The sequence below is a fragment of the Sharpea porci genome (genome assembly GCF_009695655.1).
Classification (GTDB): domain Bacteria; phylum Bacillota_I; class Bacilli_A; order Erysipelotrichales; family Coprobacillaceae; genus Sharpea; species Sharpea porci.
The window spans coordinates 22,425-46,185 of sequence record NZ_VUNM01000014.1 but is presented as its reverse complement, the minus strand read 5'-3'; the positions used below and the strand labels follow the sequence as shown (position 1 = coordinate 46,185).

The 23,761-nt window shown below is 37.4% G+C and carries 23 protein-coding genes; 20 read left to right on the top strand and 3 right to left on the bottom strand.

Annotation, left to right across the window (positions count from 1 at the left end; translation table 11 throughout):
* The first annotated feature begins 2 nt into the window (after window positions 1–2).
* The 8 genes from purM (at window position 3) to FYJ79_RS07185 (ending at window position 9,546) form a co-directional block, all read left to right on the top strand.
* Window positions 3–1,028: a phosphoribosylformylglycinamidine cyclo-ligase gene (purM, locus tag FYJ79_RS07220; RefSeq protein WP_154516096.1), complete on the top strand. Its 1,026-nt coding sequence runs from the start codon at window positions 3–5 to the stop codon at window positions 1,026–1,028.
* Complete coding sequence (gene purN / locus FYJ79_RS07215) at window positions 1,022–1,615, top strand: phosphoribosylglycinamide formyltransferase (RefSeq protein WP_154516093.1); 594 nt, start codon at window positions 1,022–1,024, stop codon at window positions 1,613–1,615. Before purM ends, purN begins: the two co-directional genes overlap by 7 nt.
* Window positions 1,612–2,193 (top strand): IMP cyclohydrolase, encoded by a 582-nt coding sequence (locus FYJ79_RS07210; protein ID WP_154516090.1) that lies wholly within the window; start codon window positions 1,612–1,614, stop codon window positions 2,191–2,193. The genes purN and FYJ79_RS07210 overlap by 4 nt, the downstream gene beginning before the upstream one ends.
* A gap of 8 nt (window positions 2,194–2,201) precedes the next feature.
* Window positions 2,202–3,455, top strand: a complete 1,254-nt coding sequence (gene purD / locus FYJ79_RS07205) for a phosphoribosylamine--glycine ligase (RefSeq protein WP_154516087.1) — start codon at window positions 2,202–2,204, stop codon at window positions 3,453–3,455.
* A gap of 11 nt (window positions 3,456–3,466) precedes the next feature.
* Entirely contained in the window at window positions 3,467–7,225 is a 3,759-nt protein-coding gene (locus FYJ79_RS07200) for a phosphoribosylformylglycinamidine synthase (RefSeq protein WP_154516084.1), read from the top strand.
* A 1-nt stretch (window position 7,226) separates the two neighbouring features.
* Window positions 7,227–8,612: an adenylosuccinate lyase gene (purB, locus tag FYJ79_RS07195; protein ID WP_154516081.1), complete on the top strand. Its 1,386-nt coding sequence runs from the start codon at window positions 7,227–7,229 to the stop codon at window positions 8,610–8,612.
* 85 nt (window positions 8,613–8,697) lie between these two features.
* The gene (locus FYJ79_RS07190; RefSeq protein WP_154516078.1) at window positions 8,698–9,240 is read left to right on the top strand and encodes a TetR/AcrR family transcriptional regulator C-terminal domain-containing protein; all 543 of its coding nucleotides are present in this window, start codon (window positions 8,698–8,700) and stop codon (window positions 9,238–9,240) included.
* Between the two features lie 138 nt (window positions 9,241–9,378).
* Window positions 9,379–9,546: a hypothetical protein gene (locus FYJ79_RS07185; protein WP_154516075.1), complete on the top strand. Its 168-nt coding sequence runs from the start codon at window positions 9,379–9,381 to the stop codon at window positions 9,544–9,546.
* Window positions 9,547–9,639: 93 nt separating this feature from the next.
* Here the strand turns inward: FYJ79_RS07185 and FYJ79_RS07180 are convergent, their stop codons facing one another.
* Complete coding sequence (locus tag FYJ79_RS07180; protein ID WP_154516072.1) at window positions 9,640–9,903, bottom strand: hypothetical protein; 264 nt, start codon at window positions 9,901–9,903, stop codon at window positions 9,640–9,642.
* A 148-nt stretch (window positions 9,904–10,051) separates the two neighbouring features.
* On the opposite strand from FYJ79_RS07180, the gene fucO reads away from it, so the two are divergent.
* From fucO to FYJ79_RS07125, 12 genes are all read left to right on the top strand, one after another.
* Window positions 10,052–11,203 carry a lactaldehyde reductase gene (gene fucO / locus FYJ79_RS07175; protein ID WP_154516069.1) on the top strand — a complete coding sequence of 384 codons (1,152 nt, stop codon included), beginning with the start codon at window positions 10,052–10,054 and terminating at the stop codon, window positions 11,201–11,203.
* 126 nt (window positions 11,204–11,329) lie between these two features.
* Window positions 11,330–12,421 carry a hypothetical protein gene (locus tag FYJ79_RS07170; protein ID WP_154516066.1) on the top strand — a complete coding sequence of 364 codons (1,092 nt, stop codon included), beginning with the start codon at window positions 11,330–11,332 and terminating at the stop codon, window positions 12,419–12,421.
* A gap of 133 nt (window positions 12,422–12,554) precedes the next feature.
* Window positions 12,555–13,823, top strand: coding sequence for a hemolysin family protein (locus FYJ79_RS07165; RefSeq protein WP_195837035.1), 1,269 nt, complete (start codon window positions 12,555–12,557; stop codon window positions 13,821–13,823).
* Window positions 13,824–13,910: 87 nt separating this feature from the next.
* A complete protein-coding gene (gene rlmD / locus FYJ79_RS07160; RefSeq protein ID WP_154516060.1) occupies window positions 13,911–15,221 on the top strand; it encodes a 23S rRNA (uracil(1939)-C(5))-methyltransferase RlmD in 1,311 nt (436 codons plus the stop codon).
* A gap of 42 nt (window positions 15,222–15,263) precedes the next feature.
* Window positions 15,264–16,193: a DNA recombination protein RmuC gene (gene rmuC, locus FYJ79_RS07155; RefSeq protein ID WP_154516057.1), complete on the top strand. Its 930-nt coding sequence runs from the start codon at window positions 15,264–15,266 to the stop codon at window positions 16,191–16,193.
* A 98-nt stretch (window positions 16,194–16,291) separates the two neighbouring features.
* Window positions 16,292–17,596 (top strand): RnfABCDGE type electron transport complex subunit C, encoded by a 1,305-nt coding sequence (locus FYJ79_RS07150; RefSeq protein WP_154516054.1) that lies wholly within the window; start codon window positions 16,292–16,294, stop codon window positions 17,594–17,596.
* Window positions 17,593–18,696, top strand: coding sequence for an RnfABCDGE type electron transport complex subunit D (locus FYJ79_RS07145; protein ID WP_154516051.1), 1,104 nt, complete (start codon window positions 17,593–17,595; stop codon window positions 18,694–18,696). The genes FYJ79_RS07150 and FYJ79_RS07145 overlap by 4 nt, the downstream gene beginning before the upstream one ends.
* Window positions 18,680–19,201 carry an FMN-binding protein gene (locus FYJ79_RS07140; protein ID WP_154516048.1) on the top strand — a complete coding sequence of 174 codons (522 nt, stop codon included), beginning with the start codon at window positions 18,680–18,682 and terminating at the stop codon, window positions 19,199–19,201. The genes FYJ79_RS07145 and FYJ79_RS07140 overlap by 17 nt, the downstream gene beginning before the upstream one ends.
* 10 nt (window positions 19,202–19,211) lie before the next feature.
* Window positions 19,212–19,880 carry an electron transport complex subunit RsxE gene (gene rsxE, locus FYJ79_RS07135; protein ID WP_154516045.1) on the top strand — a complete coding sequence of 223 codons (669 nt, stop codon included), beginning with the start codon at window positions 19,212–19,214 and terminating at the stop codon, window positions 19,878–19,880.
* A complete protein-coding gene (locus tag FYJ79_RS07130) occupies window positions 19,880–20,452 on the top strand; it encodes an electron transport complex protein RnfA (RefSeq protein ID WP_154516123.1) in 573 nt (190 codons plus the stop codon). The genes rsxE and FYJ79_RS07130 overlap by 1 nt, the downstream gene beginning before the upstream one ends.
* Complete coding sequence (locus FYJ79_RS12430) at window positions 20,452–20,619, top strand: hypothetical protein (RefSeq protein ID WP_195837034.1); 168 nt, start codon at window positions 20,452–20,454, stop codon at window positions 20,617–20,619. Before FYJ79_RS07130 ends, FYJ79_RS12430 begins: the two co-directional genes overlap by 1 nt.
* Complete coding sequence (locus tag FYJ79_RS07125) at window positions 20,616–20,918, top strand: (Fe-S)-binding protein (protein ID WP_154516042.1); 303 nt, start codon at window positions 20,616–20,618, stop codon at window positions 20,916–20,918. Before FYJ79_RS12430 ends, FYJ79_RS07125 begins: the two co-directional genes overlap by 4 nt.
* Before the next feature lie 175 nt (window positions 20,919–21,093).
* On the opposite strand, the gene FYJ79_RS07120 is transcribed toward FYJ79_RS07125, so the two are convergent.
* Both FYJ79_RS07120 and FYJ79_RS07115 read right to left on the bottom strand, forming a co-directional pair.
* Window positions 21,094–22,278 carry a C40 family peptidase gene (locus tag FYJ79_RS07120; RefSeq protein WP_154516039.1) on the bottom strand — a complete coding sequence of 395 codons (1,185 nt, stop codon included), beginning with the start codon at window positions 22,276–22,278 and terminating at the stop codon, window positions 21,094–21,096.
* A gap of 97 nt (window positions 22,279–22,375) precedes the next feature.
* Entirely contained in the window at window positions 22,376–23,692 is a 1,317-nt protein-coding gene (locus FYJ79_RS07115; RefSeq protein WP_154516036.1) for an RsmF rRNA methyltransferase first C-terminal domain-containing protein, read from the bottom strand.
* Between the last annotated feature and the right edge of the window lie 69 nt (window positions 23,693–23,761).

Below are 23,761 nucleotides of genomic sequence, written 5' to 3'. Positions count from 1 at the left end.
ACATGGATTACAAAAAAGCAGGTGTTGATATTGAAGCTGGTTATCAATCAGTGGAATTAATGAAAAAATATGTCAAAGAAACAATGCGTCCAGAAGTTCTAGGTGGACTTGGTGGTTTTGCCGGTGCTTTTGATTTAAGTGCGATTAAGAATTACAAGAATCCTGTTCTTCTTTCTGGGACAGATGGCTGTGGGACAAAAGTGAAATTGGCTTTTGTCATGGACAAGCATGATACGATTGGCATTGATGCCGTAGCTATGTGTGTCAATGATATTGCATGTGCTGGTGGTGAACCACTTTTCTTCCTTGACTACATTGCATGTGGAAAGAATTATCCAGAAAAGATTGCCACAATTGTCAAAGGTGTTGCAGAAGGCTGCAAACAGTCTGAATGTGCACTTATTGGTGGTGAAACAGCTGAACATCCTGGTTTAATGCCAGAAAATGATTATGACTTAGCTGGTTTCGCAGTTGGTGTTGTGGAAAAGGATGAAATTATTGATGGATCATCAATTACTGAAGGTGATATTCTTCTTGGTATTGCTTCAACAGGAGTGCATTCTAATGGTTTCTCACTTGTCAGAAAAGTGTTTGATATGAGCGAGGAATCATTAAATACATACTATGATGAATTAGGCAAGACTCTTGGTGAGGCCTTGTTGGCTCCAACGCGCATTTATGTCAAAGCTTTAAAGGCATTAAAGAATAATGGTATCCAGGTTAAGGGCTGTTCACATATTACTGGTGGTGGATTCTTTGAAAATGTTCCTAGAATGCTTCCAGAACATGCTCATGCTTATATTCATAAAGACAGCTATGAAGTTCCTGCAATCTTTAAACTCATTGCCAAGAATGGTCAGGTTGAAGAAAAGATGATGTACAATACTTTCAATATGGGTATTGGTATGGTTCTTGCATTAAAGAAGGAAGATGTTGAAAAAGCACAGCAACTATTGGCACAAACAGGTGACCAGAGCTTTGTGATTGGAGAAATCAAACAGGGTGACAAGGGAGTCACTCTATGCTAAATATTGCGGTCTGTATCTCTGGAGGAGGTACAGACCTTCAAAGCGTCATTGATGCCTGTGAGAGAGGGGAAATCAATGGGGCTATTAAGCTTGTTATTTCCAATCGTAAAAATGCTTATGGTTTAACGCGGGCTAAAAATCATGGTATTCAAGCTGAAGTGATTCGTGATGAAGAGGCTATTTTAGAAAGATTTGCGCAGGAGAAAATTGATTTAATTGTTTTAGCTGGCTATCTTGCTATTGTAGGAGAAAAAACGATTCAGACATATCGTAATCGTATTATCAATATTCATCCATCGCTTATTCCAAGTTTCTGTGGTCCTGGCATGTATGGCATGCATGTTCATAATGCAGTTTATAAGCGTGGGGTAAGATATTCAGGCTGTACTGTACATTTCGTAACAGAAGATGTGGATGCAGGTCCAATCATTTTACAGCAGGCTGTTGATATTTATGATGTGAAGTCTCCTGAAGAAATTCAGGAAAGAGTTTTAGAAGAAGAACATAAGATTTTGCCAAAAGCAGTGCAGTTATTCTGTGATGGTAAATTAAAAGTTGTTGATGAAAGGGTGGAAATCGAAGAATGAAACGTGCATTAGTCTCAGTAACTGATAAAACAGGGGTTGTTGATTTTGCGAAAGGATTAGAAGCATTGGGCTTTGAAGTTGTTTCAACAGGAGGCACTTTGAAGGCACTTAAAGATGGTGGTGTCAAAGCTATTGGTATTGAAGAAGTGACTGGTTTTCCAGAAATACTTGATGGCAGAGTAAAAACATTGCATCCAAAAGTTCATGGCGGCTTGCTTTATAAACGTGATAATCCTGAACACGTGAAGACAATTGAAGAGATGGATATTCATCCTATTGATTTAGTATGTTGTAATCTTTATGCCTTTGACAAGGCATTGGAGAAGGGTGCTGATTTACCTGAAATGGTTGAGAATATTGATATTGGTGGTCCTTCAATGATTCGTTCAGCAGCTAAGAATTTTAAGGATGTCTTAATTGTTACAGAACCAAAGGATTATCCTGAAGTCTTGGATGCCATTAAGAATCATCATGATGATTTTCATTTTAGGATGCGTCTTGCCTATAAGGCATATAGTAAGACAGCTGCATATGATACTATGATTTCTCATTACTTTGAGACACAATTAGAAAAGTAGGTGACGATATGAAAGTACTTGTCATTGGTAGCGGGGGAAGAGAACATGCCATCGCATGGTCCCTTGTCAAAAGCGATAAAGTGGATAAACTCTATGCATGGCCAGGTAATCCTGGTATTGCACAAATTGGTGAATGTGTTGAAGGCAGTGTTGAAGACCTGGATGGTATTCTTGCTTTCGTTGAAGCACATGACATTGATCTGACAGTTATTGGGCCTGAAGTTCCTCTTTGCATGGGTTTGGCTGATCAGTTGGAAAATGCCGGTCATAAGGTGTTTGGTCCACGTCAGAAAGCAGCTACTCTTGAAGGATCAAAAGCTTTCTCGAAAGATTTTATGGCGCGTCACAATATCCCTACGGCAAAGTATGAAGAAGTCACTGAGCTCAATGATGCATATGAAAAGCTAAGTGAATTCAGCTATCCTGTAGTTATTAAGGCTGATGGTTTAGCAGCTGGTAAGGGTGTTGTTATTGCGGAAAATGAAGCTATTGCGAAAGAAACATTGAAAGAAATGCTTTCGGGAGAAATTCTTGGTGGTGCTGGTAAAAAGGTTGTACTTGAAGAATTCTTAAAAGGCTTTGAATGTTCGCTTTTATGCTTTACAGATGGACAGACAATAGTTCCAATGGTTTCAGCTAAGGATCATAAACAGATTTATGATAATAATAAAGGACCTAATACAGGTGGTATGGGTAGTGTTTCCCCAAATCCATTCCTTGAAAAAGAAGTTGAAGCAACATTTAGAAAAGATATTCTTGATCCTTTTATGAAGGGATTGGCAGAAGATCAGATGGATTATCGTGGTGTTGTCTTTATCGGTTTGATGGTTGATCAAGGAAAAGCTAAAGTCCTTGAATTCAATGTCCGTTTTGGTGATCCAGAAACACAGGCAATCTTAATGCGCTTAGATAGTGATCTCTTTGATATCATGTGGGCTTGTGCTAACAAGAAGCTTAAAGATGTCGAAGTCAAATGGAGTGATGATACTGTTACCTGTGTTGTTCTTGCAAGTGGCGGATATCCAGGCAGCTATGAAAAAGGCAAAGTGATTACAGGCTTAGATCAGCTTGATGATGATATTGTTGTCTTCCATGCCGGAACCGCGCTTAAAGATGGTCAGCTTGTGACAAATGGTGGACGTGTTTTGAATATCTGTAATAAAGGTAAGGATTTAACGTCTACAAGAGACAAAGTTTATCAGGCAATTGAAAAGATTCATTTTGATGGTATGTACTGTCGAAAAGATATTGGTTTACATTAGAGGAGGACAGTATGAATAAAGTCTATCGTGTCTATGTTGTCAAAAGAAAAGAAAATGCGGTTGAAGCAAAAGAAATCCGACATAACCTTCGTCATCAGTTAATGATGGAGAATGTTGATGATGTTATTGTAGTGAATCGATATGATCTTCAGGGAATGAGTGAAGATGTCTTAAATAAGGGCATTCATACCATTTTATCGGAACCAATGGTTGATGATGTCTATTTAGAAGATTATCCAGTACCTGATCATTATCATGTATTCGCAATTGAATACTTACCAGGACAGTATGATGTTCGTGCAGACTTTGCGGAACAATGCTTCCAGCTCTTAACGGAGGAAAAGGGTGTAAAGGTGAGATGTGCACGTTTATATCTGATTAAAGGTGTTACAGATGAGGATATCCCTGTTATTGAAAACTACCTGATTAACCCAGTTGACTCACGTCTTGCATCACTTGATAAGCCAGAAAGTCTTGATGATGCTAATATTGATATCAAGCCTGTACCTGTTATTGAAGGCTTTACAAACTTCACTAAAGAAGAGTTGGAGCACTACTTAACACAAAATGGTATGGCCATGAACTATGATGACTTAAAAGTCACACAGGATTATTTCAAGAATGAAGAAAAACGTGATCCGACTGAAACAGAACTCAAAGTCCTTGACACATACTGGTCTGATCATTGTCGTCATACAACATTCTCAACAGTTATTACGGATATTGATATCGAGAATGGTACATTTAAAGAAATCTTAGAAAAAGATATTGAAAACTATAAGGCAAGTCGTCATCTTGTTTATGGTATTCATACTGATCGTCCTTTGACATTGATGGATTTAGGAACAATTGGCATGAAAGAATTACGTAAGCGTGGTTATCTTGATGACATGGAAGTTTCTGAAGAAATCAATGCCTGCTCTGTAGAACTCACAGTGCATACGGATGAGGGATACGAAGATTGGTTATTGATGTTCAAGAATGAAACACACAACCATCCTACTGAAATTGAACCATTTGGTGGTGCAGCTACATGTCTTGGTGGCTGTATTCGTGACCCATTATCAGGACGTGCCTATGTCTATCAGTCAATGCGTATTACCGGGGCTGGTGATCCACGTACACCTATTCGTGACACGATGCCTGGCAAGCTTCCACAGCGTAAGATTTGTCGTGAAGCAGCGGCTGGCTTTTCTAGCTATGGTAATCAGATTGGCTTAACAACAGGCTATGTCCATGAAATCTATGATGAAGGCTATCTCGCAAAGCGTATGGAACTTGGTGCCGTAGTGGCTGCTGCACCTAAAAAACAGGTTAAGCGCCTTGAACCACAGCCAGGTCAGATTGTTCTCTTGATTGGTGGACGTACTGGACGTGATGGTATTGGCGGAGCTACAGGTTCATCAAAGAAACATGAGCTCAAAACAACAGAAACTGCGGGTGCAGAAGTACAAAAAGGTAATCCTGTAGAAGAACGTAAAATTCAGCGCTTATTCAGAAATCCTGAATTCTCTGAAAAGATTGTAAGATGTAATGACTTTGGTGCTGGTGGTGTCTCTGTAGCCATTGGTGAATTAGCTGATGGCTTGAATATTCATCTTGATGCCGTCTTGAAGAAATATGAAGGCTTGACAGGTACTGAATTGGCTATTTCTGAATCTCAGGAACGTATGGCCATTGTCATCAATAAGGAAGATCAGGACTATATGATGCAAGCCTGCAAGGATGAGAACTTAGAAGTTGTAGAAGTTGCTGAAGTGACAAAAGAACCACGTCTTGTGATGCATTATATGGGCAAGACTATTGTTGATATCAGCCGTGCTTTCCTCAACAAGAATGGTGCAAAGCGTTATCAGGCTATCCATGTTGCAAGCCCTGACTTTGAAAAATTACCATTCTATCCAGAGGCCACAAAGAGCTTTAGAGAAACTGTTGCGGATGATTTAAGTGCATTATCCGTTGCTTCACAAAAAGGCTTAGTAGAACGTTTTGACTCTTCAATTGGTAATGGTTCAGTTCTTTCACCATATGGTGGTAAGACATTTAGAACAGAAACAGAAGGAATGGCAGGTCTTATTCCTGTATTAAATAAAGAAACAACAACATGTTCACTCTTTGCCTATGGTTATAATCCAAAGATTACGGAATGGTCTCCATACCATGGTGCCATTCATGCCGTTGTTGAATCGGTAGCTAAGATTGTGGCTATGGGTGGTAATTGGCATAAGATTCGCTTCAGTTTCCAGGAATTCTTTGAAAGACTTGGTAATGATCCTAAACGCTGGGGCAAGCCATTTGCGGCACTTCTTGGTGCTTATCGTGCTCAGGAAGAATTATTATTGCCTTCTATAGGTGGTAAGGATTCTATGTCAGGTTCATTTGAAGACTTAGATGTTCCTCCTACATTTGTTTCCTTTGCGATTACGGGTGCTGATACAAGTGATGTTATTACACCTGAATTAAAGGCCGGCCATCATGTTTTAGCAGAATTCATGTTGCCAAAGGATGCATATCAAGTCTATGACTTTAATGCTTTAAGAAAGACATATGATACGATTCATGCTTTAATGCAAGAAGGTAAGATCAAAGCAGCTTATACTATTAAGGATGGTGGCTTGATTGAAGCTATCTTCAAGAGTGCCTTTGGGAATGAAATTGGTGTTGAAATTAATGAAGAATTGACACTTAATGACTTATTAGCTAAGAATTATGGTCATATTCTTGTGGAAGTTGAAGATGAAGATGTCATTAAGCCATTTAGCAATGTGCGCCTTGTCGGTAAGACAAATGAAAGTGCCCAGGTCAGCTATAAAGGCGAAAATGTCAGTCTCAATGAAGCTTATGAATGGAATATGAGACCTCTTGATGATGTTTATCCAACAACAGCCAAAGCCCCAACACAGGATATCAAGGTTGCAGATTGTCATGAACGTACAAAGATGCATGCGGATAAGCAATATGATGAAGTTAAGGTTGTCATTCCAACATTCCCTGGTACAAACTGTGAATATGATTCAGCTCGTGCCTTTAGAAGAGCTGGGGCAACACCTCGTATTGTGCTTATTCGCAATAAGACAGAAGAAGATATCAAGAAGAGTGTTGCTGAACTTGTGGAAGCAATTCACGAAAGTCAGATTATCATGTTCCCTGGTGGCTTCTCAGCATCTGATGAACCTGAAGGATCAGGTAAATTCATTGCGACAGTCTTACGTAATCCTCAAGTCAAAGAAGCTATTGATGATTTAATGGATCATCGTGAAGGTTTGATTATTGGTATCTGTAATGGATTCCAGGCTCTTATTAAGACGGGCTTATTGCCAACAGGCCATATTCGTGATATGAATGAAAATGATGCTACTCTTACATTCAACACAATTCATCGTCACGTCTCACAAATGGTTCATACAAGAGTCGGTAGTGTGAAGTCACCTTGGTTAAGATATGTTGAAGTAGGCGATGAACATGTCATTCCAGTATCCCATGGTGAAGGACGTTTTGTTGCTCCACAGGAAGTATTGGATGACTTAATTGCGAATGGTCAGGTTGCCTTCCAGTATGTTGATGAAAAGGGCGAAGTAACAATGGAATCTCCATATAATCCAAATGGTTCAATGTATGCGATTGAAGGTATTGTTTCTAAAGATGGTCGTGTCATTGGTAAGATGGGACATTCCGAACGTCAGGGTGAAAATCGTAATTTGAATATCTACGGTGAAATGGATCAGAAATTATTTGAAGCTGGTGTAGCATATTTTAAGAAGGAGCAATAGAATGGAAAAGCTAGAATTTGAAAGCAAGACGCTAAGCCCACTTGATGGCCGTTATGGGAAAATCAAGGATGCTTTAGGAGATTATTTCTCTGAATATGCATTGGTGAAATATCGTGTGCATGTAGAAATACAATGGCTCAAGTACTTAAGAGATAATGTTGATACAAAAGTCATGCAAGAAGCAAAGAAGAGAGATTGGAGTGGTGTATTGGCTATTGATACAGCCTTCAATGAAGACTCTTATAAACGCATCAAGGAAATTGAAGCGACGACAAGACATGATGTTAAGGCTGTCGAATATTTCATTGATGAAAAGCTTAAGGAGTTAGGCTTTGAACATCTTGAATCCTTTGTCCATATGGGCTGTACATCAGAAGACATCAATAATACATCTTATGGCTGTATGATTCGTGATGGCTTGAAAAATGTCTGGTTACCAGCAGCACAAGCATTTGCGAAACACATTGATAAATTAGCCATCAAGGATGCCAATATCCCAATGCTTGCCCATACACATGGTCAGCCAGCCACACCTACAACAGTGGGTAAGGAATTCAAAGTCTATGCTTATCGTTTCAAGAGTTCTATTGAGAATATCGAAAACATCCAGATCAAGGCAAAATTCAATGGTGCGACAGGTAACTATTCAGCTATCTCAGTACCATTTCCAGAAATCAACTGGGAAGAAGCCAACAAGGACTTTGTAGAAAACTATCTTGGTCTTACATTCAATCCATTTACGACTCAGATTGAATCCCATGATTATACTTGTCATATTCTTGATGGTATTAGACATTTCAATAATGTCTTGATGGATTTAGATGTGGATATGTGGCTTTATATCTCGATGGAATATTTCAAACAGATTACTGTTGCTGGTGAAGTAGGTTCATCAACAATGCCACATAAAGTTAATCCTATTCGCTTTGAAAACTCTGAAGCCAATGCAGATTTCTCAAACAATATCTGTGTTGCTTTAAGCAATAAGCTACCAAAATCACGAATGCAGAGAGATCTCTCTGATTCATCAAGTCAGCGTAACCTCGGCTTAGCTTTTGGTTATAGCTTACAGGCAATCAATGAAACAACAGCTGGCCTTGCTAAGTGTGTTGTCAACGAAGCTAAATTAGCAGACGATCTTAATGAAAAGTGGGAAGTCTTGGCTGAACCAATTCAGACAATGCTGAGAAAATATGGTATTGCTGATGCATATGACCAGTTAAAAGCACTCACCCGTGGTAAGAATATTTCTAAAGAAGCAATCTTGGAATTCGCCCAGTCACTTGAAGTATTAAGTGATGAAGATCGTGCCACACTTGTCAATATGACACCTGCTAGCTATATTGGCTATGCTGCAAAAATTGCAAAAAAACCATTATATGAATAGAAATTAGCTCATGGATGACCATGAGCTTTTTTTGCTGACTTGTGTTTTCGTAAGCTTTCGATATATAATAAACAAGGTGATATTGATGGATGATACAAGATATATATTTGCTCAGGCAATCAAATCGTTATTAAAAACACAGGAACTTGACAAGATTACTGTTACGGATATCGTAAAAAAAGCAGGTATGACAAGACAGACATTTTATCGTCATTTTAGCGATAAATATGATTTAGTGAACTGGTATTTTGAAAGACTTGCGGATAAGAGTTTCTATCAGATTGGGGCACAGGAGACGCTCTTTGAAGGTTTGACAAAGAAATTTGAATTCATTTTAAATGATCAGACATTCTTTGCAGCAGCTTTTAAAAGCAAGGACTATAATAATGTAGAAAATTATGATTATCATTGTATTCTTGCTTTTTACAAAGACATACTTAAAAAGAAGCTCCAAGGACCTATTCCTGAAGATTTAGAATTCTTACTGGAAATGTATTGTCATGCTTCGATTACAATGACAGTCGAATGGGCTATTAACGGCATGAAGATGGCTCCTAAGGAATTAGCGGCATTACTGATTGAAGCATTACCACCTAAATTAGAATACTATCTCCAGCATCTCAAATAACATATTCTCACATCTTTACATGTAACCTCTTTACATTAACAAGAAAGTGTTAATAATATTAATGAATATAACCATTTTCTTTACAAGTCTACAGCAAATGTGTATAGTAGGGATGTATTCAATAAGGAGATTAATTCAATGTTGAACTACAAAGAAATCGTTAGAAAATCAAATGAATCTTATCATAAATTTTTCAAGGACTTACAGTCTAAACCAAGCGTAAAGGACTACAATGATATCGAAATCGATATCGAAAATATGCAAGATATTATTGCTGAAAAAGCTAAGAATTATAAGAAATATTAATGAAAAGGAGCTATCATGATGATAGCTCTTTTTCATTAATATTAACAAATCTCTATTAAAATATGAATCATGTGATTGTAAAAAATGTCAATATTACTGATCCTGTGGATGGAAATCCAGGTAGTAGGCATAGTCAACAAGCCACATATTATCACCATAACCCATACCGACAGGGATGGCATGGTGAGGCACATCATAAGCCATATGTTCATATATCTTTTCTAGATTGAAGTGGCCATGAGAGAGATGATCATAATCAATAACATAGACAAAAAAATCATCATAATAACACTCAACCATATCATATTTAATATCATTATCATCATAATACACACTTTGAACAACACGTTTTTCCATATTCATCACCCTCATCTAGTTTAATACAAAACAGCACATATGAAAAGAATAATGCGAAAGTGACACTTCGTAAAATGTGTAACTTCAAGTTGAAAAGGGAGAATGTTATAATATTCACATAAGAAAAAGAGAAAAAAGGAGAAAGAAAATGGCTAATAGAATTGTATTAAACACAGTATCTTATCATGGAAAAGGTGCGATTGAAGAAATCCCAAATATCATAAAAACAGCGGGATATAAGAAAATCTTTGTCTCAACAGACAATGGCTTAGTGAAAGCTGGTGTAGCATCTTTAGTTACAGATTTACTTGAGAAGAATGATATTCCTTATGCATTATTCTCTGATGTGAAACCTAATCCAACAGTTGAAAATGTACAGGCAGGTGTGAAAGCATTCAAGGAATCTGGTGCTGATGCGATTGTCGCTATCGGTGGTGGATCTGCCCAGGATACAGCTAAAGCAATTGGTATTATTATCACAAATCCTGAATTTGCTGATGTGAAATCTCTTGAAGGTGTTGCGCCTACAAAGAACCATGCGGTACCTACTATTGCGGTACCTACAACAGCTGGTACTGCTGCAGAAGTCACAATTAACTACGTTATTACTGATACAGAAAAAGAAAGAAAATTTGTCTGTGTTGATGAACATGACATTCCAACATATGCAGTTGTTGATCCACAGATGATGATGAGCATGCCAGAAGCATTAACAGCTTCTACTGGTATGGATGCATTAACACATGCCATTGAAGGTTATACGACAAAGGCTGCATGGGAAATGACAGATATGTTCCATCTTGAAGCTATTAAGTTGATTGCTCAAAATTTACGTGATGCGGTTAAGAAGGAACCAAAGGCTAAAGAAAATATGGCTTTAGCACAATATATTGCAGGTATGGGCTTCTCAAATGTTGGTTTGGGTATTGCTCATTCAATCGCTCATACATTCTCAGCTCACTATGACACACCTCATGGTGTTGCATGTGCTGTTATGTTACCTGTTGTTATGGAATTCAATAAGGATTATACAGGCGAAAAATTCAGAGAAATTGCCCGTGCTATGGGTGTTCAGGGTGTTGATGATATGACTCAGGAAGAATATCGTCAGGCAGCCATTGATGCAGTAAGACAGCTTGGTAAAGATGTTGGTATTCCAGAATCAATTAAGGGCTTGAAAGAAGAAGATGTTGAACAGCTTGCTAAGGACTCTGCTGCTGATGCATGTGCTCCTGGTAATCCAAGAGATCCTTCAATGGATGACTTCAGAGCATTAATCAGAAAAGTAATGCCTCAGTAATAGTTGACTAAGGCTAGTAGAAATCTACTAGTCTTTTTATTTTGGATTATGCATAATTGTGACTTTAGTGTGACCTGTACTTTTTATAATAGTGTTGTAAAAAGGGATATTGAAAGGGATGAAAGCATGAAGACAATCATGAAGATAAGTATGCTTGGGAACTTCAGGATTGAATATCAGGACAAAGTTTTAGAATATGAAGAGCTTCATTCATTACAAATGACGAGATTATTGAGTTATCTATTTTTAAATCGCAATGAAAAGATTGATAATCATACATTGGCTTCATATATCTTCAAAGGAACTGATTCAAATCCTTTGAATGGACTCAAGGCACTTGTTTATCGAACACGCACACTCCTCAGGGAACACTTCAATGGTGAACAGCTGATATGTTCAACGGGAGGCTATTATTATTTGACCAATCATATAACATATGTGATTGACTATGAAGATTTTATAAAGAACTATGAAGATTTTCAAAAGAATCATCATGATCTAAGTTATGCTAGAAAAGCACTATCACTCTATCATGGGGCCTTATTACCAATGATTGAAGGTGAGACAGAATATACAAGACGTGATAATTTTTTGGATCTTGCATTAAGCGAAATGGCTTATGCATTACTTCTTTCTTATGATTCTCATAGTATCGCTTTTTCTACAATGGCAAGAAGCCTGTTGAAAGAGAAAGGGAATAATGATTATCTCCAATTGTCTCTTATTCGTAAATTGGTGAAAGAAAATCAGGATGCACTATTGCATGACTATTTAGCCGTTGTCAGACCGCTTTATCATCAGTGTTTAAGTCTAGCTACGATACATTCTATTGACGAACTTACAGGTAAGAATGGCCATCAAGAAAATGATCTTAAAGCCGTCTTAACGCATGATCCAAATGACCAAGCCTTTGAATGCACACCAAGAGAGTTTGGACGCTTTTGCCAGCTTCGTAGACGCCAGTTAAGAAGAGGTCAATGGAATGATTATGTCATTGCCATTACTTATACAATGGATGGTTATGTTATTGATGATGTTAAAGCTAATCTTCTCCATCATCTCAGAAGTGGTGATTGTGTTTCACAGTTTGAAGAAAATCAATTTTTCCTTCTCTTACAATGTGATGAACAATCTATACCAGTTATTATGGAACGTCTTAATCCATTAGGAAGTGGATGGACATTTGATTATCGTAATTTAAAGTCACTACGTTGTTAAGAGCATGTAAAATAAAGAAAGCCTATACGGGCTTTCTTTATTTTACATGAATAGGGATATTTGCTATAATTGGGAAGAAAAGAAATTCAATTTAAAGGAGATAATCATTATTTTGGACTCGAGTCAGATATCAATGTTAGTGATATTTATTATATTAATTGGCTTATCGGCATTCTATTCTTCAACTGAGACAGCGTTCATGTCTGTCAGCAAGATTCGTATTAAAACAAGAGCAGAAGATGACAGTGATCCGAAACAGGCACGTGCGCAGATTGTGGATGAGCTACTACAAGATTCTGATAAGCTATTAAGCACGATTCTTGTAGGAAACAATATTGTCAATACAGCAGCTTCAGCTTTGACAACATCATTTGTGATTAGCTTTTTAGGCAATCAGGGAATTGGTGTAGCGATTGCGACAGGTGTTGTAACATTGGTTATTCTTGTTTTTGGGGAAATAACTCCTAAGACAATGGCAAGCAATTCGGCGGAGTCCATTTCTCTTGCGACATGTAAGATCTTGAGGGCTAATCGCATATTATTTACCCCCGTTGTTATTCTTTTGACAGCTATTTCAAGAGGCATTATTAAGCTTTTGGGCGATCAACAGGATCAAGGACCAACAATGACTGAAGATGACTTAAAGACGATAGTCAATGTCAGTCATGAAGAAGGCGTGCTTGAAGATGAAGAAAAAGAAATGCTGCATAATGTCTTTGAATTTGGTGATACAGAAATTAGAGAAATTATGACACCTCGTATTAAAGTAGCTTTTGTGGAAGATGATGTCACATATGATGAATTAATGAATGTCCTGAGAGTGAATCAGTTCTCACGTATTCCTGTTCATTCCGATGACTTGGATCGTTTCATAGGGGTCTTAAATGTCAAGGATCTATTGATGGCACTTGGTGTAGATCGTGAGAATTTTAGAATAAAGAGCTATATGCGTCAGCCATTCTTTGTTTATGAATTCAATCCTATTAATGATGTCTTTGCGAAAATGCGTAAAGAACATGTTTCCCTCGCTATTGTTCTTGATGAATATGGTATTATGAGTGGAATTGTTTCAATGGAGGATATTGTTGAAGAGATTGTTGGTGAAATTGATGATGAATATGATGATGATTCGTCAAAAGTCATTCATGAAATTGGTCCACATAAATATATTCTTGATGGTTCTGTAGATATTGATGAAGTCAATGAAACATGTGGAACGAATTTTGAGACAGAAGACTTTGAATCCATTGGTGGCTTGGTGCTTGGTGAAGTGAATGGGACACCGGAAGAAGGAGAAAAGGTGACGATTGATTGTTGCACATTTACAATACGTAAAGTTGTGAATAATCGTATTACGGAATTAGTATTAGAAATACAACAAGAGAAGAAGGACGAAGAATAGTTCTTCTTTTCTTTTCGCTAAAATATTTCTTTAAAGACTTAAAATGTGATATAGTCTTGAGAGAATAGAAGATTTGAGGAGGAAGTTATGCGTATCGAAAGAGTGACTATTAAAGGACTAGGTATTAATGGAGAAGGAATCTGTTATATCAAAAAGAAAATTTGTTTTGTAAGCCAGGGGCTTGTTGGGGATGAAGTCGATATACAAATCGATAAGGAAGAAAGACGCTATATGCTTGGACATATTGTCAAGTTCTATAAGAAGTCATCTCAGCGTATTCCTTCACCATGTCGTGAATCAAGAAATTGCCTGGGCTGTGCATTTATGCATATGCGCTATAATGATCAATTAAATTATAAACGTGAGATGATTAAGGAATCTCTTACAAAATATACTGATATCGATTTAGATACAATCGATCTTAAACCAGTTATTGAATCAACAACACCAACTGGTTATCGTCATGAAATTGGCTTTCCAATTGGATTTTATAAAGGAAAGCTCGCTATCGGGGTCTATCAGCGAGGCAATCGATACTTTACATTCATGAACCACTGTTTCTTACAGACAGATATCATCAATGAAACTTTAGTATCCATCGAAGATATCTTAAATAAATATAACTGTCGTGACTATAATGACCGGCTGCAAAGAGGGTTACGTTTCATTATGATTAAACAGGTTGAAGAAACATTGTCCATTGTCTTTGTGACAGGTACTGATGGTATTAAGAAGAATGCTAGTGATGAAATTGAAAAACTTCCTCATGTATCAAGCGTTTATTATACTGTGAATACGGCAAAATATCAGGAATTTGAAGAAAAAGGGTATAAACGTATCTATGGTGATCATTTACAGACTTATCATCTTGGTGAACATGAATATGCACTTTCTATTAAAAGTGATATCTTAGAGAATCCAGTGATGGATTTAAAACTTCTCGAAGTACTTAAACGCCTGATGAAAAAAGAAGACTTGTTGTTATCGCTCTATGCTGGTAATGGGATTATTGAGTCAGAACTAGAGAATGATACTGTTGCACTTGAGGATGAAAGCTGGCATGTTGAAGATGCAAATAGAAATGCACTTAAGAATGGGATGATGAATAAGATGTTTGCGAAGGGCGATGTTGTTGAGGAATTCACTTATCAAAGCAAGAAGAATGACTTTGATACATTGCTCATTCATCTCAATAAAGAAGCACTTGATGAAGATTTACAAGAATCCATCATTAAATCACTGATACCATCCATTATCTTTATCTCAGATAATGTCGCTACAGCTGCTAAAACCATTACTGCATTATCAAAACGTTATAAGCTTGATCAATATATAGCACTAGATCATGAACCTTATACCGCAAGAGTAAGATCTGTAGTTAAACTTATCAGAAAGTAGTACCGGTAGCGAAAGCTATCGGTTTTTGTCGGGAGGAATCATATGACGAATATATTGATTGTTGTTGGATTTGGTATTGTGATTGTATTGTTGTTGATGAATTTATTGAAAAAGGATCACACAAGAGAGCTTTCAAGAATTGAAAAGGGAATTGAAGACAATACCCGTACTTTATTAGAAGACAAAGCCAATAAAGAAGCTTATGAAAAAAGCTTTGCGATGATTCTTTCGGAAACAATGAAAACAAGAGAATATCTTGGTGTTTCTGATGCTAAACTTAGTCGTATTGCGACAAGTGTGAATGCCATGAACAATATTATGGTCAATAATAAGAAACGCGGTAATTTTGGTGAATATACGCTTTATCATTTATTATCACTTTATTTTGGCGAAAGTGAATCCATCTACGAGACACAATATCATCTTAGTAATGGAAGGATTGTTGATGCGGCATTACATATTCCAGGGAGTGATAGAATACTCGCTATCGATAGTAAATTTCCTGTCGATCACTTTGCTCAGATTGATAATAACCAAGATGCAAAGAAGGCATTTCGTCAGGATGTGAAAAAACATATTCATGATATTGCTTCAAAATATATCAATGAGGATACTGTTGAAGAAGCGCTGATGTTTATTCCAAGTGAAGCCATTTATCTCTATATCTGTCAAGAAGAGAGCAGTCTTATTGACGAGGCGCATAAAGCCCATGTTCTTATTACATCACCTTCTACTTTAATGGGTGTTGCTTTTACACTCATCAATATTACCAAAGACTTCAAACGTTCACAGAATTTAGAAAGAGTAGAGAAGGAGATTCTTGCTTTAAAAGAGAATAGTGTAAGGATGTGTGATCGTTATGAGAAAGTAGAAAACACCTTACAAACGTTACAAAGACAATATCGAGAACTCGGTATTTCAGTTCATAAAATTGATGATCGTATTGGTCAAATCTATGATGGAGAAGCATAGCTTCTCCTTTTATTGTGAAAAATAAATCTTACTGTAACCCCTTACGATTATTAATTTCAATGCTATAATAATATTTATAGTGAAAAGGAGGGGGTTGTATGGGATTGTTTACCGGCAAAGGGAGAGTGCACCTTGCAGGTCATAAAGATTTGACCATGCATGGAGAAATTGCACAATGTCCAGTTGGTGATACGATTGCCATTCCACTAGTCGATGGAACTGCAACCGATTTTGAAATATGTGTTAAAGAAGGAGATGAAGTGAAGATTGGGACACTTTTGGCACTCCGCAAAAGTATGTATGTACCTCTTTATGCAACTGTTTCAGGCGTAGTTACGGGAATAGAAAAGCGCATGCATGCGACTAAGCGCCAACAAAACCATGTGATTATTGCGAATAATCATCTAGACGAGAAAGTCAAAGTTATTGATATCAAGGACCCTGATCATATGACACAACAGGATATCATTGAGGCAATCAAACAGCTTGGTATTGTTGGTATGGGTGGTTCAGGCTTTCCTGCCTACAAAAAATATGAGGCTGTCAAAGATATTGATACAATTATTATCAATGGTGTTGAGTGTGAACCTTATATCACAAGTGACTATCATGAAATGATGCGTCAGACGCAAGCACTATGTGATGGGGCAGAGTATTTTCGAAAAGCAGCACAGGCTCAAAGAGTTATTATTGCGATTAAGGTTGGTAAGCCAGAACTCTATGCAAAATTAGAGGCTACAGCGAAGAACTATGAACATATAACTGTCACTCAAGTGCCTGATGTCTATCCAATGGGATGGGAACGCTTGTTGATTGAAACACTCACGAAACGTACATATGACCGCTTACCTAGCGAAGCTCATGTCATCGTTGATAATGCCGCTAGTGCTATTAGCTTAAGTCAGGGGATACGTACAGGGATGCCTGTTATTTCCCGTCTTGTGACAGTGAGTGGCAATGGTATTAAATATCCTACAAATATTGATGTAAGAGTAGGAACACCGGTTCATGAAATCATTGAAGCTATAGGTGGATATGTGGCTGATGGTGAAGGCTATGTGCTAGCAGGAGGACCGATGATGGGCCGTTCAATCATGAATGACCGTTTTGTCATTTCTGAATATATGAATGCGATAACCGTTCTCAAGAAGCAGGAAGAACATACGGTCGCATGTCTTAAATGTGGTGAATGTACATTACATTGCCCCATGCATTTACAGCCTGTCCGGATTATGCAGGCAGAAAAGGCCAATGATAGTGATTTATTAGGTAAACTCGATGTTATGCGCTGTGTAGAGTGCGGCATGTGTTCTTATATATGTCCAAGTAAAATTGAAGTGACGGATTTTGTCGCAAAAGGCAAACGTCGCTATGGACTGACTTTAAGGAGGAAAAAAGCATGATTATTAAAATGAAACGCACAACGCCTGCCTATCGTCAGCCTCAGTCAACAGCCACCATCATGCGTGATTTATTGATTGCTGAAGGAACGCTTGCAATAGCTTCCATCATCATGCAGATATATCGCCATAATATCAATTATGGTCTCAAAGCATTAGGCATGTATTTCTTTGCGATTATGACAGCTGTTATTACGGAAGGCATATGGGCTTCTATTCACCAAAAGCCACTTAAAAGTATTGTTACCGATTCATTCTGTCTCAATACTCCAATTATCTTTACACTGACATTGCCTATTGGTACTCCTTATTATGTTGTAGTTATTGGTGCTTTTATTGCGACATTCTTTGGTAAGCTTGTTTATGGGGGCTTTGGTCAGAATATCTTTAATCCAGCTCTTGTAGGACGTGTTGTTGTTCATCTTTCCTTTGCTTCAAAGCTGACGAATAGTTTATCCTTTGTGGATGCAACAACATCCCCAACGCCAGCTACTGCTCTCGCAAAAACAAATTGGTTTGGAACATCGGCTTTCCATTATTCATTAAGTGATTTATTGTTTGGTATGCATGATGGAGCTCTTGGCGAAGGATTGATTATTCTATTGGTAATCATCGGTATTATTTTAGCACTTCGCCATGTCTATGATCCACGTATTACAATTAGCTATCTTGGCAGTGTGGCCTTGTTCGCTTTGGTAAGTGCGCTTGTATTAGGCATTCATCCATGCGTCAATATAGCACGACACTTGATGCTTGGTGGCCTGATGCTTGGGGCTATCTTGATGGCAACCGATCCTGTTACCTCACCAAGTTCACCGCTAGGTAAAATTATCTATGGCATCAGTCTTGGCTTTCTGACAATGCTGATTCGCTTAAAAGCCAACTATCCTGAAGGTGTCCTTTTCTCCATCCTTATTATGAATATGTTGACACCTTGGATTGATACACTCATCCTCGGTCGAACTAATCAACATCTTAAAAAACAGCTCATTATTGTTCTTGTGGCACTATGTGTGGGCACAGGAATTATTGGTGGTGTCAGTACGACTTTAGAGCCACCAAAACAAAGTAAAGTAGGTGAAATCTATGAAGCTCATTATTAAGCTTGCTTTATTTCTTTCGCTTGTTGCAGGACTGTCTGCTGGAGCTATGAGCTATGTTTTCCAGCTCACTCATCCGATTATCACTCAGGCTCAAAAAGAAGCCGAAACAAAACAACTTAATGCTATCTATAAACAAAGTCACTTTCAATCTGTTTCTTTTGATCATAAAGAATATCCTTTAATTGAGAATATCTATGAAGCTAAAAAAGATGAGAAGCGAGAAGGCTATGTTTATAAGATTTCTACACCTGGATATGGTGGTCATATTGTTTATCTTGTTGCTCTTGATCAAAGTGGTCGGTATTTAGGCTATTCACCTATTGATGTTACTACGGAGACAAGTGGCTTTGGTAGTCGTGTAGGGACGAAAGAAATGGCTGATCGTATTAATAAGAAACAAATTGGATCAGGCATTGATACACTTTCAGGTGCAACAATTTCTTCTAAAGCCGTTGTCAAAGGTATTGAACAGGCTACCGCACATTATCAAAAGCATTATAAGTAGGAGGGAGAATATGAAAAAGCTTAAAATATTGACCAATGGAATATGGAAAGAAAATCCTATTTTTGTCATGATGCTAGGCATGTGTTCTTCACTCGCTATCTCCACTTCACTGACTAATGCGATAGGAATGGGCATGGCTGTTACAGTGGTCTTAGTGGCAAGTAATTTCATCATTTCACTATTACGTAAGATTATTCCTGATGAAATACGTATACCCGTCTTCATCATTATTATTGCCACACTTGTGAAATGCGTGCAGCTTCTAATGAATGCCTATACACCTTCGCTCTATACAAGTTTAGGTGTCTTTATCCCATTGATAGTCGTCAATTGTATTATTCTTGGAAGGGCTGAAAGTTTCGCAAGCAAGAACCATCCTTTTGATTCTATTCTTGATGGCCTGGGGATGGGGATTGGCTATACGCTAGCTGTCTTCATTATTGCCTTTTTCAGACAAATCATTGGAACAGGGGGATTATCATTCTATAATCCATTCAATAGTACACAGGTTTTCTTTGATCTGCATTTATTTGATGATTATGCGATTTCATTATTTAAATTACCAGCCGGTGCTTTCTTGACCCTTGGCTGTATTCTTGCCTTCATCAATAGCCGTAAAATGAAGAAAGCAATCAAGGTTGATGAGAATCTTGAGAAGAAGGGAAGTGTGAAGAAATGATGAAGCTCTTTGGGCTTTTTATTGCCCTGACATTTGTCAATAATGTCGTTCTCTCGAAGTTCTATGCAATTTGCCCCTTAATGGGACTGTCGAAGAATCCCAAGAATGCTCTGAATATGGGAATTGCTGTTATCTTTGTTATTTTCTTGTCATCTATTATTACCTGGCTGCTTTATTATTATGTCCTTGTACCACTTGATATTACCTATATGGATCTTATTACATTTATTCTTGTCATTGCATCATTGGTGCAGTTTTTGGAAATGTTTTTAAAGAAAACAAGTCCGGATATCTATAAATCCATGGGTGTTTATCTTCCTCTCATAACCACAAACTGCGCTGTTCTTGGTGTAGCTTTAGATAATATTACCGCAAATTATAACTTACTTGAAGCTGCTGTAGCTGGTATTGCAGTACCATTGGGCTTCTTAATTGTCATCTATATCTTTGCGACAATACGTCAAAGACTTGATATAGCAGATGTACCAACATCATTTAAAGGCGCACCAATAGCTCTAATTACAGCAGGTATTATGGCTTGTGCCATTATGGGAATTGCAGGTGTTGTCTAATGCTTTATGCAATCATCTGGTTTGTTTTACTTGTTATTCTTTATATCGGTACATATCTTTTAAACAAACATACAAAAGCCCCTAAAGACTGCCAAACAGATTTTAAGGCCTGTCAGGGATGTGCCAATATAGCCTGTGGACATTATAAAGAAGGTGAAAAGAAATGAATGCGGTTATTGCATTAATGATTATTGGTGGAATCTTAGGATTGATGCTTGGTATTGCACATAAATATCTTAAGGTTGAAGTTGATGAAAGAATTGATGTTGTAACAGATAAACTGCCAGGGGTAAACTGTGGTGGCTGTGGATATCCAGGATGTCATGGATTAGCTGAGGCACTTGTCGAAGGGGAGGTTACAACGCCTAATAAGTGTGTTGTTGCATCTTCGATAGCGAAAAAAGAAATTGCCGACTACCTGAATACAACCCCAGGACCTGATGGTAAATGTCTTGAAATTAAATAATCACCTTGGATTATCAAAGTGTCTTGGAAGATAGAGTGATGAACTTACTTAACAGTGAGCTCATCACTTTTTATTTATTGACCAGACAAGTAAAAAGAGCAGGGAGCCTGCTCTTTGAAAATAACATTTGATTTGTTTAAAGAAAAAGGAATTTGGTCACCCAAATTCCTATTTATTAGAATAATCTTCTTGCATTGTGATAGTTGTTGCTGTAATAACCAGTTAATGATGAAACCTGAACAGGCTTACCAGTAGATGGTGCATGAACAAACTGATTACCACCAATATAGATACCTACGTGATGGACAGGTGAACCGAATGTAATAATATCACCTGGCTGTAACTGGCTACGATCAACAGCCTGACCAGCTGATGCGAAGGCGCCAGAAGTCATACGACCAACATTAACACCAGCATTATTTAAAGCCCAGCTGACTAAACCAGAACAGTCGAAACGATTAGGTCCAGCAGCACCCCATAAATACATGCAACCTTGTTTACTTAAAGCAAGGGAAACAACTTTTGCACCAAGAGAAGTGTTGCCACTTAAAGCTACAGTTGTTTTCTGCACTTCAGCCTTGCTGACAGTTGCCTTGGCAGTAGCTTCCTGAATGGCAGCCATATTGCTTGCAATTAAAGTGATTGAGTCAGTATTTGACTGTAAAGCTTTCTTACTTTCTTCTAAAGATGCTTTTGCACCACTGATCTTCTGATAAAGAACAGCTTTATCATTTTCAGCAGACGCTTTTGATGCTTCTAAAGCCTGCTTAGAAGTTGTAAGTGTTTCCTGCTGTGTTTTTAATTGTGCTTCTTTTGCCTTGATTTCATTAATTAAATCTTCATCAGATTCCTTGATATCAGCAAGAGCAGAAACTCTTGAGAAGAAATCTGTCATGCTTTTAGCACCGAAGATATAGCTAACATTCACTTTTGAATTCACATTAGACTGGTTAGCATAGATTCTTTCTTTAAGCTTTTCTTTGCTTGCTTCAATATCTTTTTGTGTCTGTTCAATAGAAGCAGTGACATCCTTAATCTGTGTTTCATAGCTTGAAATCTGCTTATCTAGATCTTCAACTTTCTTTACAATAGCATTAATACTATCTTCACTTGATGAAATTGTACTACTTGCTGTATCAATATTCTTTTTGAGATCAGCATTTTTATTCTTTAAATATTCATTGAATTCCTTACAAGTTTTCTTATTTGCAACTGTTAATGAACTAGATGAACATAATGTATAATATTGTTTTTCTTTACCACTAAAGTTTTCTGCATTTGCGTCTTTTACTGAACCTGCGGCAAAAGGAACGACCATTGCTGAGGCTAAAACGAAACCAATAATCTTTCTTTTCTTCAAACGAATCAACTCCTTCGCGATTCATTATAACATAATTCTTAAGAAAATTAAGAAATATCTTAAGATTTTAAGATTTCACATAATTCACACAATTCAGTTAACGTCTTAACCCCTTAGGAAAGAGGTTTTTAATCGCATTGCTTTCCTTATAGAAGGAGAGGGGGTAGCCATCGACAAGAATCGCTCCATAACCTTTTCCACCACGTGCTGGTAATGCTTCACCATGTATCCATTGTTTGATTTCCATGCTATCTTCAGAAAAATCATAATAATGTTGAAAATCTTCTTTTTTTAAACTGAGAGCAAGGGAATAACTAGGAATAAAATAGTTTTTACGCACTTCTCCTAAATAAAGGCCACGGCGCAATATTTGAATTTTTCCCAAATCAGGGAACTGGGGCAGAATTTTATAGACATGTCCATTATTCTCATAAAGCGATTGTGGCAAAGCAACATTGAGATTGTCCTGATAAAATCTTGCTACAACATTTTGAACATCATGGCTAATTTTTGGCTTAATGGCCTTATATTTATGATTCTCTTCATGACCATGTTTTTGTAGTAATGCCATGAATTGTCCCTCACCCTGATAGCGATGAGGATAGCAACGTATAGCTTCAGGCATATCAATACCTTCACTCATACCACCTTCATGTACTAGAGGTATTAATTCCATATCATATTGATTTATCGCATAACGTACATTATCTTCATTCTCTTCAACAGAATAAGTACATGTTGAATACATCAATAATCCACCAGGCTTCAATAATTTATAGGCTGTATCAATAAGTCTCTTTTGAATGGCAGCACATTCATGAACTTTATCAAGTGACCATGTTGCTTCAGCAAGATCTTTTGAACGAAACATACCTTCTCCTGAACATGGTGCATCAAGAATAATCTTGTCAAAGAAACCGGGAAGTATGCTTGAAAAGCGCTGAGGATCAGTTGAGGTCACGATGGCTTGATCAACGCCAAAACGCTCAATATTCTCACTTAAGACTTTTGCCCGTGATAAATTAATATCATTCGCAATTAAAAGACCTTGGGGTCCAAGCTTATTAGCTACCATACAGCTCTTACCACCAGGGGCTCCACACATATCAAGGACATAATCATCTTTTTCGATGGGCATCTTTGTTGCAACAAGCATTGCACTTGGCTCCTGGATATAATAGAGACCAGCAAGATAATAAGGAGAACGACCTGGATGATAGTTCTTTTCATCGAAGTAGTAACCTAAGGGAACATAGGGATGTTTTTGGATATATTGTGACTTGAGGACATGTTCCCCGTTGTCCTTTCTGATATTAAGATATAAAGCTTTTTGATCATCTTTTTTTAATGCTTCGACAAAGAGATTGTAATCATCTTTTAAAAGTATTTTCATTCTTTCTTGGAATTCTTTCATATATATCACCGCTAACATTATACATAGTTTTTGCCTTTATCCAAATAAATATATTGTTAAAATATGATA

Excerpts from the sequence above, each read along its gene's own strand:
- purM (WP_154516096.1), top strand. The coding sequence starts at position 3 with ATGGATTACAAAAAAGCAGGTGTTGATATTGAAGCTGGTTATCAATCA.
- purN (WP_154516093.1), top strand. The coding sequence starts at position 1,022 with ATGCTAAATATTGCGGTCTGTATCTCTGGAGGAGGTACAGACCTTCAA.
- FYJ79_RS07210 (WP_154516090.1), top strand. The coding sequence starts at position 1,612 with ATGAAACGTGCATTAGTCTCAGTAACTGATAAAACAGGGGTTGTTGAT.
- purD (WP_154516087.1), top strand. The coding sequence starts at position 2,202 with ATGAAAGTACTTGTCATTGGTAGCGGGGGAAGAGAACATGCCATCGCA.
- FYJ79_RS07200 (WP_154516084.1), top strand. The coding sequence starts at position 3,467 with ATGAATAAAGTCTATCGTGTCTATGTTGTCAAAAGAAAAGAAAATGCG.
- purB (WP_154516081.1), top strand. The coding sequence starts at position 7,227 with ATGGAAAAGCTAGAATTTGAAAGCAAGACGCTAAGCCCACTTGATGGC.
- FYJ79_RS07190 (WP_154516078.1), top strand. The coding sequence starts at position 8,698 with ATGGATGATACAAGATATATATTTGCTCAGGCAATCAAATCGTTATTA.
- FYJ79_RS07185 (WP_154516075.1), top strand. The coding sequence starts at position 9,379 with ATGTTGAACTACAAAGAAATCGTTAGAAAATCAAATGAATCTTATCAT.
- FYJ79_RS07180 (WP_154516072.1), bottom strand. The coding sequence starts at position 9,903 with ATGGAAAAACGTGTTGTTCAAAGTGTGTATTATGATGATAATGATATT.
- fucO (WP_154516069.1), top strand. The coding sequence starts at position 10,052 with ATGGCTAATAGAATTGTATTAAACACAGTATCTTATCATGGAAAAGGT.
- FYJ79_RS07170 (WP_154516066.1), top strand. The coding sequence starts at position 11,330 with ATGAAGACAATCATGAAGATAAGTATGCTTGGGAACTTCAGGATTGAA.
- FYJ79_RS07165 (WP_195837035.1), top strand. The coding sequence starts at position 12,555 with ATGTTAGTGATATTTATTATATTAATTGGCTTATCGGCATTCTATTCT.
- rlmD (WP_154516060.1), top strand. The coding sequence starts at position 13,911 with ATGCGTATCGAAAGAGTGACTATTAAAGGACTAGGTATTAATGGAGAA.
- rmuC (WP_154516057.1), top strand. The coding sequence starts at position 15,264 with ATGACGAATATATTGATTGTTGTTGGATTTGGTATTGTGATTGTATTG.
- FYJ79_RS07150 (WP_154516054.1), top strand. The coding sequence starts at position 16,292 with ATGGGATTGTTTACCGGCAAAGGGAGAGTGCACCTTGCAGGTCATAAA.
- FYJ79_RS07145 (WP_154516051.1), top strand. The coding sequence starts at position 17,593 with ATGATTATTAAAATGAAACGCACAACGCCTGCCTATCGTCAGCCTCAG.
- FYJ79_RS07140 (WP_154516048.1), top strand. The coding sequence starts at position 18,680 with ATGAAGCTCATTATTAAGCTTGCTTTATTTCTTTCGCTTGTTGCAGGA.
- rsxE (WP_154516045.1), top strand. The coding sequence starts at position 19,212 with ATGAAAAAGCTTAAAATATTGACCAATGGAATATGGAAAGAAAATCCT.
- FYJ79_RS07130 (WP_154516123.1), top strand. The coding sequence starts at position 19,880 with ATGAAGCTCTTTGGGCTTTTTATTGCCCTGACATTTGTCAATAATGTC.
- FYJ79_RS12430 (WP_195837034.1), top strand. The coding sequence starts at position 20,452 with ATGCTTTATGCAATCATCTGGTTTGTTTTACTTGTTATTCTTTATATC.
- FYJ79_RS07125 (WP_154516042.1), top strand. The coding sequence starts at position 20,616 with ATGAATGCGGTTATTGCATTAATGATTATTGGTGGAATCTTAGGATTG.
- FYJ79_RS07115 (WP_154516036.1), bottom strand. The coding sequence starts at position 23,692 with ATGAAAGAATTCCAAGAAAGAATGAAAATACTTTTAAAAGATGATTAC.